We start from the raw sequence: 15,762 nt of genomic DNA, 5'->3' as shown, positions 1-15,762 counted from the left end.
GTAAAATGTGCTTCGGAACGGATGAGTTGTGAAGAGTGTGGTAAGGATACTATATATATGATTTAATTGTTTTAATGAAAATACGGAATAGGATAGAAGAATCACTACTCAAGGGGTATTAATTGATTTTTTTTCGAAAATCATTTAGATTCTATTTATCAACAAGTGCAAAGAAAGAAGGTCCTAGATAGATGAAAGTGAAAGCACCTGAGTCATTCACATATATAGGTGGAAAGAGAGCAGTTCTTCTGCTTCACGGGTTTACCGGAAGTACAGGAGATATGAAGAAATTAGGGAAGTACTTAAATGATCTCGACTATACTTGCCACGGACCTCTTTATAGCGGGCACGGAGTATCAGCCGAGGAACTTGCTAAAACTGGTCCAAAGGAATGGTGGGGAGATGTAGTTAATGGCTATAATTTCCTAAAAGAAGAAGGCTATGAGGAAATTGCAGTTGTAGGAATTTCTTTAGGGGGAGTGTTCTCATTAAAAGTGGGAATTGAATTGCCTGTAAAAGGGGTAGTTTCAATGTGCGCTCCGACGCAAGGAAAAAGTATCGATCGACAAAAGAACCGCTTGCTCAATTATGCACAGGCGTATAAGAAGTTTGAGGGCAAAGATGCAGACCAAATTGCTGCAGAAGTGAAGCTGCTTGAAGAAGAGCCAATGCCTCAACTAAAAGATGTGTTGAACATTATAAATGAGACAGGTGAAAATTTAGATTTAATCACATCTCCAACTCTTGTTCTGCAAGGGCGTTTGGATGATCCCGACTATACGGAGAGTGCTACAGCGATTTTCAATGAAGTCGATACACAGCATAAACACTTGATTTGGTATGAAAAGTCTGGCCATATTATCACATTGGGCAAGGAACGTGAACAGGTGTATGAAGATGTGTATAAGTTCTTGAATACACTGAATTGGTCGGAGTAATAAGCGATATATTTGATCCCCTTTAAGTTGAACGTGTAAAAAGCTTACAGTCGTAAGTAGGCTTTACACTATACTTGAGGGGATTTTATTTTGGCTGCAAATCTATTTGTAGAAAAAGACCTTTAAGGTATCGTTATTATCAAGAGTTGCCAATAAAATATCGTTCATGTCGGCATTATATGTTATTTTGATTCTGTTTTTCAGCCATGCTTCTTCTTTACCGCCCCGGTTCAATTCTTTAGAATCAATCTTTCCCTCTTTAATAATCGTTTTAGGAAAAGTGAAGGCGAGTGTTTCCAGGTGCATATCTGCTGGGGTTACTGCTTCATATTGGGGATCTAAAAACAATGAAATGGTACCGTCCGGTTCCCATAGCGCGAGGGATACTTTTTGAATATCTTCTACTTTTTCCTTTCTTAATTCCGATAATAAAACATCGATGGAGATTCTGGCCCTTGCTAAGCTTTTATAAATGATTTGTCCATTTTCGATAAGAGGAAAGGGGTCTGAGTCAAAAAACCTTCGGAGTTTTCCCCACTTAAGGCCTGCAAACACACTAATTATATATAAAATGACAAATACACTGGTTGTTATCATTGAGCCCTTCAAACCTAACTGTTCATCAGATAAAGGGTGGGCAAGAATGTTTCCAATAATTAAAGCCATTATGAAATCAAGTAATCTTAACTGCGAAATGGACCGTTGCCCCATCAATTTAACCGAAAGAAGCAAGAAGAAGAAGGAAATGATGGCTCTTAAAATCCACTGGATTGCAGTAAGAGTTTCCTGGCTACTGAAAAAATCCACAAAAATTCACGTCCTTATTTCCAATAAAGGAGAAGTAATGGGCCTCTTTAGAGTGGGCGGTTTATAGTTTTAGTCGGCTCCTTCATAAGTATTACCCACATTGGCCCTTCGGAGACTTTATAGACTGTTTTCGAAAAATTTATATTAATATAACAACTTTAAAACGTATTGTAATTAAAAATAAACTGATTTAAAATGATATCTTTCCTGAGAAATTTATTTAAAAAATATCCTTGTATAATATCAGTGACAATGGTCTGATAGTTTCTACCTGGCAGCCGTAATGCCGGACTACAAGGAAGTATGAAAATAGAAGAGATGAACAGGTTAATGTTGGTTCGCTTGAAAAAAGCTTGATCCTAAAAAACATGCTTCGATGAAAGCTCTTACTTTTTCACACTTTCTTGCTGCGGCTGAAGGTGTAAAAAGGTGAGGGCTTTTTATATAAAAAAAACGAATGGGAAATGATATAGCTAAAGGGGATGAAAGCATGTATTTCTTATTGAATATACTAGGTGTTTTAGTTGTTATGGGCATCGTTTACCTTTGTTCACCTAATAAAAGGAACGTTAAGTGGAAAGCCATTCTTACCTTGCTGGTTCTTGAATTGCTTATCACTTGGTTCATGTTATCGACAAAAATAGGGGCATGGGTCATCAATCTGATCGCTTCATTCTTCACCTGGTTGATTGGATGTGCGAATGAAGGGATTTCTTTTGTCTTTCCTTCGCTTATGGCAAATGAACAAGTGGATTTCTTTTTCAGCGCATTGATGCCGATTATCTTCATTATCACGTTTTTTGATGTTTTATCGTATTTCGGTATACTTACGTGGATCATTGATAAAGTGGGATGGCTCATTTCAAAAGTATCCGGTTTGCCGAAACTTGAGAGTTTCTTTTCGATTCAAATGATGTTCCTCGGAAATACCGAGGCACTTGCCGTAATCCGCCTTCAACTTAGTGCGATTAAGGATCAGCGTCTTTTGACATTTGGAATCATGAGCATGAGCAGCATCAGCGGTTCAATCATTGGAGCCTACTTGTCCATGGTACCGGCAACCTATGTTTTTGTAGCGATACCTTTGAACTGCTTAAATGCCTTGCTGATAGCTAATATGCTGAATCCCGTCGATGTCAGTAAAGAAGAAGACGTCGTTTATGTACCTTCTAAAGAGGAACGTAAAGATTTCTTTTCCACCATTTCCAACAGTATGTTGGTTGGGGCCAAAATGGTCTTCGTCATCATGGCAATGGTTATCGGCTATGTGGCGTTGACGGCTAGCGTAAACGGCATTTTCGGCTTCTTCGTGGATGGATTGACCATTCAAAAGATTTTCTCTGTCATTTTTAGTCCATTTGCATTCCTGTTAGGATTAACTGGACATGATGCCATGTATGTCGCTCAATTGATGGGAATCAAGCTTGCCACGAATGAGTTCGTTGCCTTGCTCGATTTAAAGGATAAAGTCAGTACACTGCCTCCGCATACAGTAGCCGTGGCTGTCACTTATTTGACGTCTTTTGCCAACTTCAGTACAGTGGGCATGATCTACGGAACATTCAATTCCATCCTCAATGATGAGAAATCGAACATTATCGGAAGGAATGTTTGGAAGCTGTTGGTTAGCGGGATGGCTGTTTCCCTGTTAAGTGCCATGGTCGTTGGATTATTCGTTTGGTGATTTAAAACGGGCATCTGAAAAAAGCTGTGCAGGATTTTCCATGCACAGCTTTTTCTTATTTCGTCAAATAGTTCTCTGTATAATATGGTTTATTTTCCTCATCGAAGGCAACTCCGACACCGAGGGATTCAAAATCTTTCTGTAATTTGTTTTCCCTGTGTCCAATGGAATTCATTAGGCCTTCATGGGCAAAGATACTGCTATTTTGACCGGCAGCCAGGTTTTCCCCCGCCATTCGGAAATTGATTTTGTCATCTTCCATCCGGTCAAAAGGGGATTCCCCTTCAAGGTTTGTATGGTTGAAGTATTGATTCACGGCCATATCTGCACTATGATCCTGGGCGGTGACCTTCACTCGTTTATCCCATGTTAGCACGGAGAGATCATGATTGACCCGTGATGCATTGGTCAAATCGAATAATTGATATTCAAAGCCCTTCTTTAATTCGGGGCCGGCTTCTGCAAAATAGCCGCTCTTTTGCTTTTCGAGTTTTGCGTCGATGATTTGGATTGCCGTGACTGTATTTTTCTCATGTTTGTCATAAAAAATGGTCACATAGCTATTATCCATTTCGAACATATCGTATTCGCCGCCGTCACTTCGAATCTGGTAATAGACGTTTCCTTTAAGCAGTTTTGTTACTGGCTCCGCCATTTTCCCCGTCACGGTTTCTTTGGGTGTACCGCGTTTAATGCCTTCCTTTGAGGAAATCAAATCTTGGTTCGTATATAAACCAACAACTTTATTGTTGTTATCGTAGGCAACCATGAAGAAGTTTTGATAATTTTCGTGATAGGCAAACCAGTCCACGCCATATTCATTCCGCGTATTCCGCTTAGCTTTACCAGCCATTTTTTCTACATCATCCTTCGTGTCGCCAATTTCGATATTACGGACTGAAAAGGATGCATCAGCAGGTGCTTCCAGTGCCGGTTTTTTCACTTTTTCCGTTTCCTGAGATTCTTTTTCAGAAGCGGTATCCAATGTTTCCGACAGCGAGCCAATCAGGCTGCTGACTCCAGTACTCAGTTTTTCCAAGGCTGTCGTAACCTCGGGCCCGTTTATAAATGAACGAACATCTGATGCAAAGGCACTGACCCCCGCTTTGAATCCAGATTCCTGAATATCTTTACCATATCCATACCATAATCCAGAGAGTAGGAGTATGAGGACCACAATATTAAACAATTTACGCAAATCGTTCACTCCTGCTCTATCCAGGATATAGAATCCCGATTAATGAAAGACCGTCTGCAGCATACTTAAAACAGGTGGGACACCTAACAAAAATAGTGAACACATAATGAGTGTTTGCGAGACCATTTTTGGAAGCTTTTCCTTCCCTTTTCCTGAATACCAGCCACTGAACTGAAGTTTATTTCTATACCAGACGAATAATAAAAGCAGTATCGCAATCGAGCCTAGCCAGCCATACTGAGTCACTCCCAAGTTTATATATGTGCCGTTTACAATGCTCGAAATGATTGTTCCGGCTATCCCGAATATTAATATGATGCGTAACAATTCTAATAAGACTTTCATATGTCACTCCTTGGTTTCCCTATTATACTTCGTCGATTACAAAATAAAAAATTTAAATGTTTGTATTTACATATTATACCAAAAATAGAGAGGGGAATAAAACAGGTAGCTCTTTCGAAGGTGAAGTTTTCATTATTAGTTAGGCTGTTTTCACATACTCTGTTGCTATTTACCAGGTAGTGAGGTGTGGTTGATTTCCCCTCCAGATGCTCGCTTTCCTTGGTGCGGGCGGTGAGCCTCCTCGGCGTAAACGCCTGTGGGGGCTCACCTGTCCCGCTGCTTCCGCAGGAGTCTCGCACTTCCGCTCCAATCAACCTTAAATAGTTTCGTTTTAAAAAACAACAATCTTTACGAAAAGAGCCATTAGTTAAGTCTTTATAAACAAAAAAAGATTAGCCATTGCGCTAATCTTTTTCATTTGGGATTACTTTAATTGATCATTCAAGACACTTTCCTCGAGAACGGAAAACTTATCACCATACACCTTTGTTATGTGGTTTTCCCCCCATGTACATAGTGCGGATAGGATACTTTCCAGGCTTTTTCCATACTCACTAAGTTCATATTCCACTTTTGGAGGGACTTGGTTGTAAACGATCCGGTTGATGACTTCGTCCTTTTCCAACTCCCTCAACTGTTGGGTCAACATTTTTTGGGTGATGTTCGGCATAAGGCGCTTCAATTCACTAGTCCGCTTTTTCCCGTGGGTCAGATGGCAGAGGATCACGCATTTCCATTTTCCGCCCATTACTTCAAGTGTCGCTTCAACGGATATATTGTATTTCTTTTTTTGCATGATTTGCATACTCTCCTTATTTTATAGGTACTAAAAGGTGCCTATATCACTTTAAAGTACGTACTGTTTTTTATTTGTATTATATCTCATAATAACATTTGCACACCGAATTCCACTGTACCATTTATAAAAAAAGTTGCTCAGGCAATTTCAATGATAGTACAAAATGACAAGAAGGAGAAGAGGATATGATTTCAAATAAAAATAGAAGTACATGGGCATTGCTGGCTTTGGCGATCAGTGCCTTTGCGATTGGAACAACTGAGTTCATCAGCGTGGGATTATTACCACTCATTTCTAAGGATTTACACATTACAGTGACGACGGCGGGACTGACGGTGTCCTTATACGCCTTGGGGGTCATGTTCGGGGCACCTATCCTGACATCACTGACATCGAATATGTCGCGTAAAACTTTATTGCTTTGGATAATGGTCGTGTTCATTATCGGAAATGCATTAGCGGCTTCTGCGACCACAGTCGGTGTATTATTGATCGCGCGTGTCATTTCAGCGCTTGCACATGGTATCTTCATGTCAATCGGCGCTACGATTGCCGCTGATTTGGTCCCTGAAAACCGCAGGGCGAGTGCCATCGCCATCATGTTTACAGGTCTGACGGTGGCAACGGTGACCGGAGTTCCTTTTGGAACCTTCATCGGTCAGCAATTCGGCTGGAGATTCGCTTTCATCATCATTGTGGCAATCGGCTTGATCGCTTTCATCGGAAACGGCATTCTAGTCCCATCGGATTTAAGAAAAGCGGCACGGACCACTTTCCGTGACCAAATCAAATTGGTGACGAATGGGCGTTTGCTGCTAGTATTCATCATTACGGCGTTAGGGTATGGCGGTACATTCGTTGTCTTCACGTACCTGTCGCCATTACTTCAGGAAGTGACAGGGTTTAAAGAAGGAACTGTGGCCTTGATTTTGTTAATATATGGAGTAGCCATAGCAATAGGAAATACCCTTGGCGGGAAATTCGCCAATCGCAATCCTATTAATGCCCTATTCTATATGTTTCTTATTCAGGCCATTGTACTTGTGGTGTTGACTTTCACGGCACCGTTCAAGGTAGCTGGTTTAATTACGATCATTTTAATGGGATTGTTTGCATTCATGAATGTTCCGGGGCTTCAAGTGTATGTCGTCATGTTAGCGGAGCGTTTCGTGCCGAGTGCAGTGGACGTGGCGTCAGCCATCAATATTGCCGCCTTCAATGCGGGTATCGCCATTGGTGCCTACTTAGGAGGGGTGATAACGGATTCAATCGGATTGATCCATACAGCGTGGATAGGTGGAGTCATGGTGTTTGCAGCGGTGATTTTAACAGCTTGGAGCCGGGCCCTGGAAAGTAAAGACCGTACCAAGGGAACGGACAAAATAGCATAGGATTAAAAAAGTGATACATCTTAGAAAAAGTATGCTATGCGTATAGGGTATCAATGAAAAGTATCATTGCATCCCTTCAGTGAATGATGGAAGGTTCCCTGAAGGGATGTAATGATACTGATACTGATACTTAAAGCGCATTACAATCTATAAAAACAATCATTTGGAGGTAGAGTATTATGGTGAAAAACTTACAAGATACAACTACATTGCATAACGGCGTCAAAATGCCTTGGTTCGGATTGGGCGTATTTAAGGTGGAAGAAGGACCGGAGCTGGTAAATGCAGTTAAAGTGGCCATTAAACATGGTTATCGCAGCATCGATACGGCTGCTATATATGAAAATGAAGAAGGGGTCGGACAAGGGATTCGTGAGGGCTTAAAAGAAGCTGGAATCTCAAGGGAAGACTTATTCGTAACATCCAAAGTCTGGAATGCCGATTTAGGCTATGAATCGACAATTGCAGCTTACGAAAAAAGCTTACAGAAACTTGGCTTGGAGTACCTGGATTTATATCTTATCCATTGGCCAGTGGAAGGAAAATATAAAGAAGCTTGGAGAGCGTTAGAAACTCTATATAAAGAAGGAAAAGTGAAAGCGATCGGTGTGAGCAATTTCCAGATTCACCACCTAAAAGATTTGATGGAAGATGCAGAAGTGAAGCCGATGGTCAATCAAGTGGAATGCCATCCGCGTTTAACTCAAAAAGAAGTTCAGGCATTCTGTAAGGAACAAGGAATACAACTTGAAGCATGGTCTCCTTTGATGCAAGGTGAACTTCTTGATAATGAAGTTTTACAAGCTATTGCAACCAAGCATGGCAAATCTGTTGCACAAGTCATTTTACGCTGGGATTTACAAAATGGGATTGTAACAATTCCGAAATCAACTAAAGAACATCGTATTGTCGAAAACTCAACTGTATTCGATTTCGAATTGACCGAAGAGGAAATGAACCAAATTGATGGATTGAATCAGAATCACCGTGTTGGTCCAGATCCTGATAATTTCGACTTTTAATTATTAGGAAGGAGAGGGACGAGATATCCTTCTGAGTTTATAGACTAAAGAGGACATATCTTTTAACACAAAGTTGATTGGAATGTAAGGTGCGAGACTCCTGCGGGAAAAGCGAGTCAAAGGGAGACCCCGCAGGCGCTTGCGCCGAGGAGGCTCCCGGACCGCCCGCGGAAAGCGAGTGCCTGGAGTGAAAATCAACATTCATATTACACTCCCTTAAAAAAATGTAGGCAATCTTAATTATTCCAGTTTGTCCACAGTCGGGGAACGGGATATCCGTCTTTCTCTTTTTTTATGAATTTCGCACCGGAATTTACACTGAAAGCTTGGGAAATCCGATTAGTTGACACAGTATTACTGGGATGATATAAATGCATGTGCATGCATTATATAAAAAGGAGATGAAGAATGATGAATGATTTATTTTCACCTTATCGCATAAAAGAACTTGAACTTAAAAATAGGATCGTCATGCCGCCGATGTGCCAATACTCCGTCGAAGCGGAAGATGGTATACCAACGAACTGGCACCAGCAACATTATGTAAGCAGGGCAGTTGGCGGCACGGGGTTAATTATAGTGGAAATGACCGATGTGGAGCCTGATGGGCGCATTTCGAATCGCGATCTTGGATTATGGTCCGACGATCAAATTGGGGCTTTCTCCAACATCGTTAAGGAAGTTCATCAATACGGTGCAAAAATCGGGATACAAATTGCCCATGCAGGCCGTAAAGCGGAGGATGCGGAACCGCCGGTGGCACCTTCAGCCATTGCGTTTGATGAAACGTATAAAACACCAAGGGCTTTAGAAACGGAAGAAGTGAAGGAAATGGTCGATAAATTCCGGGCATCGGCCAGAAGGGCAGTTCAAGCAGGGTTTGACGTAATCGAATTACATGGTGCACACGGGTATTTAATCCACCAATTCACATCACCGCTTACGAATAAACGTGATGACGAATATGGAAGGGACCTGACTAAATTCGGAGTGGAAGTCATTAAAGCAGTGAAAAGCGAAATGCCTGCCGACATGCCTTTAATCATGCGCATTTCTGCAAAAGAATACGTTGAAGGCGGATATGGTATTGAGGAAAGCATTGCATTTTCACAAGTCTTTAAAGAAGCAGGCGTCGATATGTTCCATGTAAGCTCTGGAGGAGAAGGCCCGATTGGAGCAGACGGAAGACCTGGTACCCATGCCAGCTATCAAACTCCGTTGGCCAGGGAAATCAAAAAAGCTTTGGATATTCCGGTGATTGCTGTAGGTCGTTTAGATGATCCGATTCTAGCAAATTCAATCATTGGCAATGAAGAAGCAGATTTGGTCGCCATCGGCAGAGGAATGCTGCGAAACCCTTATTGGGCACTTGAAGCATCTAAAGCTTTGAATATAAAAACGGAGATTCCTAAACAATATCAACTGGGATTCAAGCATTGATACGGATTTTTAAAACGCCGGCGAATATTATATTCGCTGGCGTTTTTTCATTCAGTGCATGAGGGAATTTGCATATGCGAATCCATTACGTGATGTTTAACTGGAAATTTTGCTATAATGAAAAAGATAAATCAAACGATAATTCGAGGTGCTAATTATGGAAGAAATCAAAATCATTACAACGGAAGAAGTGGAAGCTAAGCTTGAGGCAGGAGAAGCGATGGAACTTGTCGATGTTCGTGAAGACGAAGAAGTGCAAGAGGGAATGATCGAAGGCGCGAAACATATTCGCATGAATGATATCCCGGCGAACCTTGACTATTTTGATAAAGAAAAAGAATATATCTTTATCTGCCGTTCAGGACGCCGCAGTGAAAATGTTTGCCATTATCTTCAGGAACAAGGATATAAAGTGGCAAACATGGTTGGCGGAATGCTTGAATGGGACGGCGAAGTCATCGTTAAGTGAAGCTCTTCAAAAAGGCCTGTTACTTTTGTAAGCGTAATCCAGGAATGTGACGGCTTATTTGAATGAAGAAAGAAAAAAGATCATGGTTTGTTCACAATGCCGTGAATATGCGGAAAGACGTGCATATTTGAAGTCGTGAAAACAAAGAGTCCTTTCATCATGAAAGGACTCTTTTTTCTATATGAACCTCACTTACGGGGATGCAAACGTTTTATGTTAAAATTAGGGTGCTGAAGTCAGAAAATATAGAAAAAGGAGAGTTGGAGAATGAAAGTTCATAAAATTGCGGTCATTGCGGGTGACGGAATTGGCCCTGAGGTGATTAATGAGGGTATAAAGGTCCTTAAAGAAGTGGCGGCAATTGCCGGTGATTTTTCTTTCCAGTTCACCTATTTTCCATGGGGCTGTGAATATTACCTTGAGCACGGCAAAATGCTGCCTGACGATGGACTGGAACAACTGATGAAGTTTGACGCCGTGTATCTGGGGGCTGTCGGTTATCCTGGTGTCCCGGACCATATTTCCTTACGTGAACTTCTGCTGAAGATCAGAAAGGGATTTGACCAATATGTGAATGTTCGACCCGTTAAATTGCTTCAAGGTGCACCCTGTCCATTAAAAGACGTGACCCGTGACCAAATCGATATGATTGTCATCCGTGAAAACAGTGAAGGGGAATATTCCGGTGCAGGTGATTGGCTTTTTAAAGGCAAGCCGGAAGAAGTCGTCCTGCAGACGGGGGTCTTTTCACGAAAGGGAACCGAGAGGATCATCCGTTATGCTTATGAACTTGCGCGCAAGACGAGAAGGACGCTAACGAGCATAAGCAAGGCGAACGCATTGAATTATTCAATGGTTTTTTGGGATCAGGTTTTTGAAGAAATTGGACAGGAGTATCCGGAAGTAGAAACGAATTCCTATCTGGTCGATGCGGCAAGCATGTATTTTGTCAAACAGCCTGAACGGTTTCAAATCGTTGTCACCTCCAATTTGTTCGGTGACATCATAACGGATTTAGGTGCTGCCATTGCAGGCGGTATGGGACTGGCGGCCGGTGCCAATTTAAACCCGGAACGGATTTATCCTTCGATGTTCGAACCGATTCATGGTTCAGCCCCGGATATAGCACATCAAGGCATCGCCAATCCACTTGCGGCCATATGGTCCGCCAGTCAGATTCTCGATTTCTTTGGACATGAGGTTTGGGGTGCGAAAGTGTTGGACGTGATTGAACAGGCGATGGTCGATAAAAAGGTGCTGACTCCTGATATGGGCGGGGCAGCTTCTACAGAGGAAGTCGGGGATGAAGTGGTTAAAATATTATCCGCTTCACTAAAAAATCAAGTATAAAAATCAAGTGAAAAGGGCATCCTGCACAATAACTATCATTATAGTAAAAGGGCGGGGAGAGCCGATGATACAAGTGAAATTATTTGATTATGAGCATGAAAAGGACCTAGAGGATGAAATGAACTTTTTCCTGGAAGACATTCGTGATAATCAAATCGTCGATATCAAATACAATGTCGCCACTACAGGTGAAGAGGAAGAGGAACAGATCTACTGTTTCAGTGCGATGATCATCTATAAAAAAAAATAAAGGCCGGCTGGCCCGATAATCAATAATGGACTACCTTTTGCTTGCTGACGGGCAATCAAAGGTAGTCTTTTTCCGTCTGGACTTCCTCGGAAGGGGGCATGTTCGTTGTGGAAATTAGGACGATGTCGCTTCCCCGCCATTGACATGAAGTGTTTGTCCTGTCACAAAACGGGAATCATCAGAGGCGAGATAGACAAAGGTGGGAGCCAGTTCAAATGGCTGGCCTTGACGCTCCATCGGATTATCGACTTGTGTCACTTCGTCTGCCGAGAAACTTGCCGGGATGAGGGGTGTCCAAAACCTTCCGGGCGCAATGGCGTTCACCCGGATGCCTTGGTCGACAAGACTGTTTGCCAAGGCACGGGTAAAACCGATGTTGGCCCCTTTAGTCGCCGTATAATCAATTAATTGCTTATTCCCATTAAACGTCACGACAGAAGATGTATTAATGATGGAGGACCCAGCTTTTAAATGGGGAAGGGCAGCACGCGTCGTGTAGAAGTGGGAATAGATATTCACTTTAAAGGTATCATCGAATTGCTCATCCGTAATATCAAGCAAGCTTAATTGCTGAAATTGAATGCCCACGTGGTTACAAAGAATATCGAGCTTTCCAAATGTTTCGATGGTGTCTTCCACGATATCGATGCATTGCTGCTTATCCCTTAAGTCCCCAGGCAGCAGTAAGCAACGTTGCCCAAGCTCTTCAATTCTCGTTTTAGTCCGATTGGCATCCTCATGTTCATCCAAATAAGCGATGGAAACATCTGCCCCTTCTTTAGCGAAAGCGATGGCAGCCGCAGCGCCAATCCCACTGTCTCCGCCAGTTATCAATGCGACTTTACCTGTTAATTTCCCGCTGCCCCTATAATTGGGATTTTCGATGATGGGCCTGGGCACCATTAATTTTTCTACACCGGGTTGGCGAAATTGGCGTTGCTCCGGAACCGTGATGGGTACGTCTTGATAACGGGTGATCTTCCCATAATTCGGATGCATGGGATAGCTTTTACCGGATGATTTCTTTTTATTATCTTCTGCCATGAGGGGTCCTCCTAATAAAGAATTTAGTCGGATTACTTTATGATGATCAGGCATATGCCGTGCATGAAGAACATGTATCGGGACGGGCTCGTTGCCGTGCGGCTCGAATATGCTGAAGGGGAGAAAAAAGTTTTTGGAGGCCTCTATATGCCATATTATTATAGCGAAGAAGTGAAGTGGTTATTGGTCGAACAATCGGATGAAAAGGTGGAGTTGTTATATGACTCCAACCCAAATACCTTTGAATTGCCGCTTATTGGACCAAGACCGCCATATTATTATAACCCGCGCTATGTGCCGTATTATCCCGTGATTTAAGAGTGAAGGGAAAATGCATGAAGTACGGAGTCTGCCGGATTGGGCTGCCTAGGTCTTTTTAAGAGTGGACTGAAAGCAGCCATAATTCGACTTAACTAAATTCCAGATCTTAACATGTCATTAGGAAAAACTGATTATATTCTTCTATGAATTTTACAAACACGGAGATAATGGGTAAAGTTATACATAATACATAGTACGGACTGGTGTATTAAAGGAGAGATTCATTTTGGATAATAAAATGAAACAATTAATAGAAAATATACAGCAGTCGGATGGTGGCCATATTTTATACTGTTTTGATGAATTGGAGTCATACATTGAAAATGAGGCAACTTTCATCATTACCGGTGTTCAACAGGGAGACCATATCCTGGTCGTCGAAAACGACCGCATCTTTCCTTTCGTGTACAAGAAATTGCAGATTCATTTAAATGAGGAGCAATTGGAGCAAGTGCATCTTATGAATAATTTTGATTTTTATTGTTTTCATGGAGACTTCCATCCTTCGACGATGGTTGATTATTTCTTGGAAAATATCGATGTATACACTAAACGCAATCAGCACATCCGGACTTGGGGCCATGTTGAATGGGGCCATGACGATCAAGTCAGCTTTGCGATAGGCGAATATGAAAAAGGGATCGACAAATTGATCAAGGAAAGAGGATTGATTTCTGTATGTGCATACGATGACTGCAGAGTGCCTGCCGAGCTTAAAACAAACTTGATCAAACATCATGGAGTCCTGATTACCGATGAAAAAATCACGATTTTAGCAAACGGATAGAATAAAGGGGCGAGGTATTTGGAAAGTTTTACTGAACGGGTCATTCATATCATACAACGAATCCCCTCCGGTAAAGTGATGACATATGGTCAGATTGGACAGCTCGCCGGAAGTCCGCGCGGTGCAAGGCAGGTCGTTAGGATCCTTCATTCTAGCAGTAAAAAACATGACCTTCCATGGCACCGTGTTATCAATGCCAAAGGTGAAATCGGCATAAAAGCGGAGGGCGCTGCAGAACACCAGAAGGCGATGCTCGAGAGTGAAGGCATCAAGTTCACGGGCCGGAATACCATTGACCTCGAAGCATATCGCTATCATCCAGAAATATTTTAAACGCATAGCCGGACTAGTAGTGGCGGGCGCGGTTTGGTCGAAAAAGTACAGTGAAGGCACAAACAACAGCACCTACACCAGAATCAAAGCCTAACGAACACGATGTATAGGCTTGCGAAATCGCAGTAAAAGAGGCTGATCCAAGCGGATCAGCCTCTTTTACGGATTATGAACGGGCAGACATGGCAGCATTCATGCCGGCGAGCCTGCCGGTCACTAATGCCGATGTGATATTGTAACCGCCTGTGTATCCGTGTATATCCAGAATTTCACCGCAGAAATACAGTCCGTCCATTAGTTTGGATGCCATTTCTTTTGGATGTATTTCCTTGACGGATACGCCGCCGCCCGTTACGAAGGCTTTTTCTAGCGGCTGGGTGCCGTGCACCCCGAATTGGAAGTCCTTGCATAATTCTGCAAAGCGGCGGATTTTTTCATTTGATATCGTCGCCCCTTGCTCTTGAAGGTCGATGCCGCTTCGCTCAAGCAGGAAGTGAAGGTATCGTTCAGGAACTAAACCTTTTAAGGTGTTTTTAATGGCTTTTTTCGGTTCGGCTTTTATTTCCTTCATGATGTCTTGAAAAACCTCTTCCTTGTTTCGGTCCGGAAGGGCATCAAGTTTCATGGTCACTTCCGACAGGTTCCATTTCTTCATCGCTTTCACGACGAATTGGCTGCATCTTAGAACAGCTGGACCGGAGACGCCAAAATGGGTGAAGAGCATATCCATTCTATGCGTAATCAAGGCCTTGCCCTTTGGGTTAAGGACACTCAATGAAACATCGCGAAGTGCGAGCCCTTGAAGTGTTCGATCTTTAATGAATGTTTCATGGCTAAGTACGGGAACCTCAGTCGGGAACAATTCGGTAATCGTATGCCCTGCCTTTTTAGCCCATGCGTAGCCGTCTCCGGTTGAACCGGTGTGGGGAACTGATTTCCCGCCGACTGCAATCACGACTGCATCCGTGTCAATGGTCTGGCCATCTTTTAACCGGACACCGCTGGTTTTTCCATGTTCATAGAGAACTTCCGCAACTGGAGAGTTCTTGTAGATCGTTACTTTTAAATTCGACAGGTGCGTCAGAAGGGCATCCACGACGCTTTGCGCTTTATCATTGACAGGAAACATCCGGCCATGGTCCTCTTCTTTTAGAGCGACGCCCAATTTTTCAAAGAATTGAATAATGTCCTCATTATTGAACTCTGAGAAAGCACTGTATAGAAATCGCCCGTTTCCAGGAATATGCTGAATGATTTCATCGATTGAGAGCCTGTTCGTCACGTTGCAGCGTCCCCCGCCCGAGATTGCAAGTTTCCTTCCAAGCTTCTCGCCTTTATCCACTAACAATACATGGGCACCTTTTTCCCCGGCTGCTATTGCTGCCATCAATCCGGAAGGACCGCCGCCAATTACCACTACATCATATTTCAAATTGATCACCACTTTATCATTTTCAGTCCCCTCATTATATAGCAAGAGCCCGTCAGATTGCGAATGTAGAAAAAAAGGAATTATTTGTTTGTGTATTATCTTCGAAAACGATAAACTTGAATGTAGTTTTCTATAGAAAAAATACTTTAATA

17 protein-coding genes and 1 riboswitch are annotated in these 15,762 nt (G+C 42.5%); of the genes, 11 read left to right on the top strand and 6 right to left on the bottom strand.

What is annotated here, in order from left to right:
- Positions 1–191: 191 nt before the first annotated feature.
- Entirely contained in the window at positions 192–938 is a 747-nt protein-coding gene (locus AC2YHV_RS06645) for an alpha/beta hydrolase (protein WP_034309382.1), read from the top strand.
- Positions 939–1,040: 102 nt separating this feature from the next.
- Here the strand turns inward: AC2YHV_RS06645 and AC2YHV_RS06640 are convergent, their stop codons facing one another.
- Positions 1,041–1,745, bottom strand: a complete 705-nt coding sequence (locus AC2YHV_RS06640; RefSeq protein WP_487372848.1) for a DUF421 domain-containing protein — start codon at positions 1,743–1,745, stop codon at positions 1,041–1,043.
- Between the two features lie 213 nt (positions 1,746–1,958).
- Positions 1,959–2,059, top strand: a riboswitch (purine riboswitch).
- A gap of 176 nt (positions 2,060–2,235) precedes the next feature.
- Here AC2YHV_RS06640 and AC2YHV_RS06635 point away from each other — a divergent pair.
- Positions 2,236–3,429 carry a nucleoside transporter C-terminal domain-containing protein gene (locus tag AC2YHV_RS06635; RefSeq protein ID WP_063575427.1) on the top strand — a complete coding sequence of 398 codons (1,194 nt, stop codon included), beginning with the start codon at positions 2,236–2,238 and terminating at the stop codon, positions 3,427–3,429.
- 55 nt (positions 3,430–3,484) lie between these two features.
- On the opposite strand, the gene AC2YHV_RS06630 is transcribed toward AC2YHV_RS06635, so the two are convergent.
- From AC2YHV_RS06630 to AC2YHV_RS06620, 3 genes are all read right to left on the bottom strand, one after another.
- Complete coding sequence (locus AC2YHV_RS06630) at positions 3,485–4,636, bottom strand: CAP domain-containing protein (protein ID WP_487372847.1); 1,152 nt, start codon at positions 4,634–4,636, stop codon at positions 3,485–3,487.
- A gap of 30 nt (positions 4,637–4,666) precedes the next feature.
- A complete protein-coding gene (locus tag AC2YHV_RS06625; RefSeq protein ID WP_057276783.1) occupies positions 4,667–4,972 on the bottom strand; it encodes a hypothetical protein in 306 nt (101 codons plus the stop codon).
- 424 nt (positions 4,973–5,396) lie between these two features.
- Positions 5,397–5,768: a winged helix-turn-helix transcriptional regulator gene (locus tag AC2YHV_RS06620; protein WP_063575430.1), complete on the bottom strand. Its 372-nt coding sequence runs from the start codon at positions 5,766–5,768 to the stop codon at positions 5,397–5,399.
- Between the two features lie 188 nt (positions 5,769–5,956).
- Between AC2YHV_RS06620 and AC2YHV_RS06615 the strand changes: the two genes are divergently transcribed.
- The 6 genes from AC2YHV_RS06615 to AC2YHV_RS06590 all read left to right on the top strand — a co-directional run bounded on the left by AC2YHV_RS06615 (position 5,957) and on the right by AC2YHV_RS06590 (position 11,693).
- The gene (locus AC2YHV_RS06615; protein WP_400448558.1) at positions 5,957–7,162 is read left to right on the top strand and encodes an MFS transporter; all 1,206 of its coding nucleotides are present in this window, start codon (positions 5,957–5,959) and stop codon (positions 7,160–7,162) included.
- A gap of 179 nt (positions 7,163–7,341) precedes the next feature.
- Positions 7,342–8,184 (top strand): aldo/keto reductase, encoded by an 843-nt coding sequence (locus tag AC2YHV_RS06610; RefSeq protein WP_048681988.1) that lies wholly within the window; start codon positions 7,342–7,344, stop codon positions 8,182–8,184.
- Positions 8,185–8,595: 411 nt separating this feature from the next.
- Positions 8,596–9,624, top strand: a complete 1,029-nt coding sequence (locus AC2YHV_RS06605) for an NADH:flavin oxidoreductase/NADH oxidase (RefSeq protein WP_048682014.1) — start codon at positions 8,596–8,598, stop codon at positions 9,622–9,624.
- Positions 9,625–9,781: 157 nt separating this feature from the next.
- A complete protein-coding gene (locus AC2YHV_RS06600; RefSeq protein WP_034309364.1) occupies positions 9,782–10,093 on the top strand; it encodes a rhodanese-like domain-containing protein in 312 nt (103 codons plus the stop codon).
- A gap of 267 nt (positions 10,094–10,360) precedes the next feature.
- A complete protein-coding gene (locus tag AC2YHV_RS06595; RefSeq protein ID WP_487372846.1) occupies positions 10,361–11,443 on the top strand; it encodes a tartrate dehydrogenase in 1,083 nt (360 codons plus the stop codon).
- A gap of 64 nt (positions 11,444–11,507) precedes the next feature.
- Positions 11,508–11,693: a sporulation protein Cse60 gene (locus AC2YHV_RS06590; RefSeq protein WP_048682016.1), complete on the top strand. Its 186-nt coding sequence runs from the start codon at positions 11,508–11,510 to the stop codon at positions 11,691–11,693.
- A gap of 114 nt (positions 11,694–11,807) precedes the next feature.
- On the opposite strand, the gene AC2YHV_RS06585 is transcribed toward AC2YHV_RS06590, so the two are convergent.
- Positions 11,808–12,737 (bottom strand): SDR family oxidoreductase, encoded by a 930-nt coding sequence (locus tag AC2YHV_RS06585; RefSeq protein ID WP_063575433.1) that lies wholly within the window; start codon positions 12,735–12,737, stop codon positions 11,808–11,810.
- A 147-nt stretch (positions 12,738–12,884) separates the two neighbouring features.
- On the opposite strand from AC2YHV_RS06585, the gene AC2YHV_RS06580 reads away from it, so the two are divergent.
- The 3 genes from AC2YHV_RS06580 (at position 12,885) to AC2YHV_RS06570 (ending at position 14,178) form a co-directional block, all read left to right on the top strand.
- Positions 12,885–13,055 (top strand): hypothetical protein, encoded by a 171-nt coding sequence (locus AC2YHV_RS06580; RefSeq protein WP_164855101.1) that lies wholly within the window; start codon positions 12,885–12,887, stop codon positions 13,053–13,055.
- 229 nt (positions 13,056–13,284) lie between these two features.
- Positions 13,285–13,845: an MEDS domain-containing protein gene (locus AC2YHV_RS06575; protein WP_411738805.1), complete on the top strand. Its 561-nt coding sequence runs from the start codon at positions 13,285–13,287 to the stop codon at positions 13,843–13,845.
- 78 nt (positions 13,846–13,923) lie between these two features.
- Positions 13,924–14,178, top strand: coding sequence for an MGMT family protein (locus AC2YHV_RS06570; protein WP_487372980.1), 255 nt, complete (start codon positions 13,924–13,926; stop codon positions 14,176–14,178).
- 166 nt (positions 14,179–14,344) lie between these two features.
- Here the strand turns inward: AC2YHV_RS06570 and AC2YHV_RS06565 are convergent, their stop codons facing one another.
- Entirely contained in the window at positions 14,345–15,610 is a 1,266-nt protein-coding gene (locus tag AC2YHV_RS06565; RefSeq protein WP_487372845.1) for a BaiN/RdsA family NAD(P)/FAD-dependent oxidoreductase, read from the bottom strand.
- Positions 15,611–15,762: the final 152 nt, after the last annotated feature.

Source organism: Peribacillus sp. SRI_006 (assembly GCF_057586375.1).
This window is presented reverse-complemented; position numbering and strand designations above follow the sequence as displayed.

Coding starts and splice junctions, on each gene's coding strand:
- AC2YHV_RS06610 (WP_048681988.1), top strand. CDS start 7,342: ATGGTGAAAAACTTACAAGATACAACTACATTGCATAACGGCGTCAAA.
- AC2YHV_RS06600 (WP_034309364.1), top strand. CDS start 9,782: ATGGAAGAAATCAAAATCATTACAACGGAAGAAGTGGAAGCTAAGCTT.
- AC2YHV_RS06625 (WP_057276783.1), bottom strand. CDS start 4,972: ATGAAAGTCTTATTAGAATTGTTACGCATCATATTAATATTCGGGATA.
- AC2YHV_RS06585 (WP_063575433.1), bottom strand. CDS start 12,737: ATGGCAGAAGATAATAAAAAGAAATCATCCGGTAAAAGCTATCCCATG.
- AC2YHV_RS06620 (WP_063575430.1), bottom strand. CDS start 5,768: ATGCAAAAAAAGAAATACAATATATCCGTTGAAGCGACACTTGAAGTA.
- AC2YHV_RS06615 (WP_400448558.1), top strand. CDS start 5,957: ATGATTTCAAATAAAAATAGAAGTACATGGGCATTGCTGGCTTTGGCG.
- AC2YHV_RS06645 (WP_034309382.1), top strand. CDS start 192: ATGAAAGTGAAAGCACCTGAGTCATTCACATATATAGGTGGAAAGAGA.
- AC2YHV_RS06635 (WP_063575427.1), top strand. CDS start 2,236: ATGTATTTCTTATTGAATATACTAGGTGTTTTAGTTGTTATGGGCATC.
- AC2YHV_RS06595 (WP_487372846.1), top strand. CDS start 10,361: ATGAAAGTTCATAAAATTGCGGTCATTGCGGGTGACGGAATTGGCCCT.
- AC2YHV_RS06590 (WP_048682016.1), top strand. CDS start 11,508: ATGATACAAGTGAAATTATTTGATTATGAGCATGAAAAGGACCTAGAG.
- AC2YHV_RS06570 (WP_487372980.1), top strand. CDS start 13,924: ATGACATATGGTCAGATTGGACAGCTCGCCGGAAGTCCGCGCGGTGCA.
- AC2YHV_RS06605 (WP_048682014.1), top strand. CDS start 8,596: ATGAATGATTTATTTTCACCTTATCGCATAAAAGAACTTGAACTTAAA.
- AC2YHV_RS06580 (WP_164855101.1), top strand. CDS start 12,885: ATGCCATATTATTATAGCGAAGAAGTGAAGTGGTTATTGGTCGAACAA.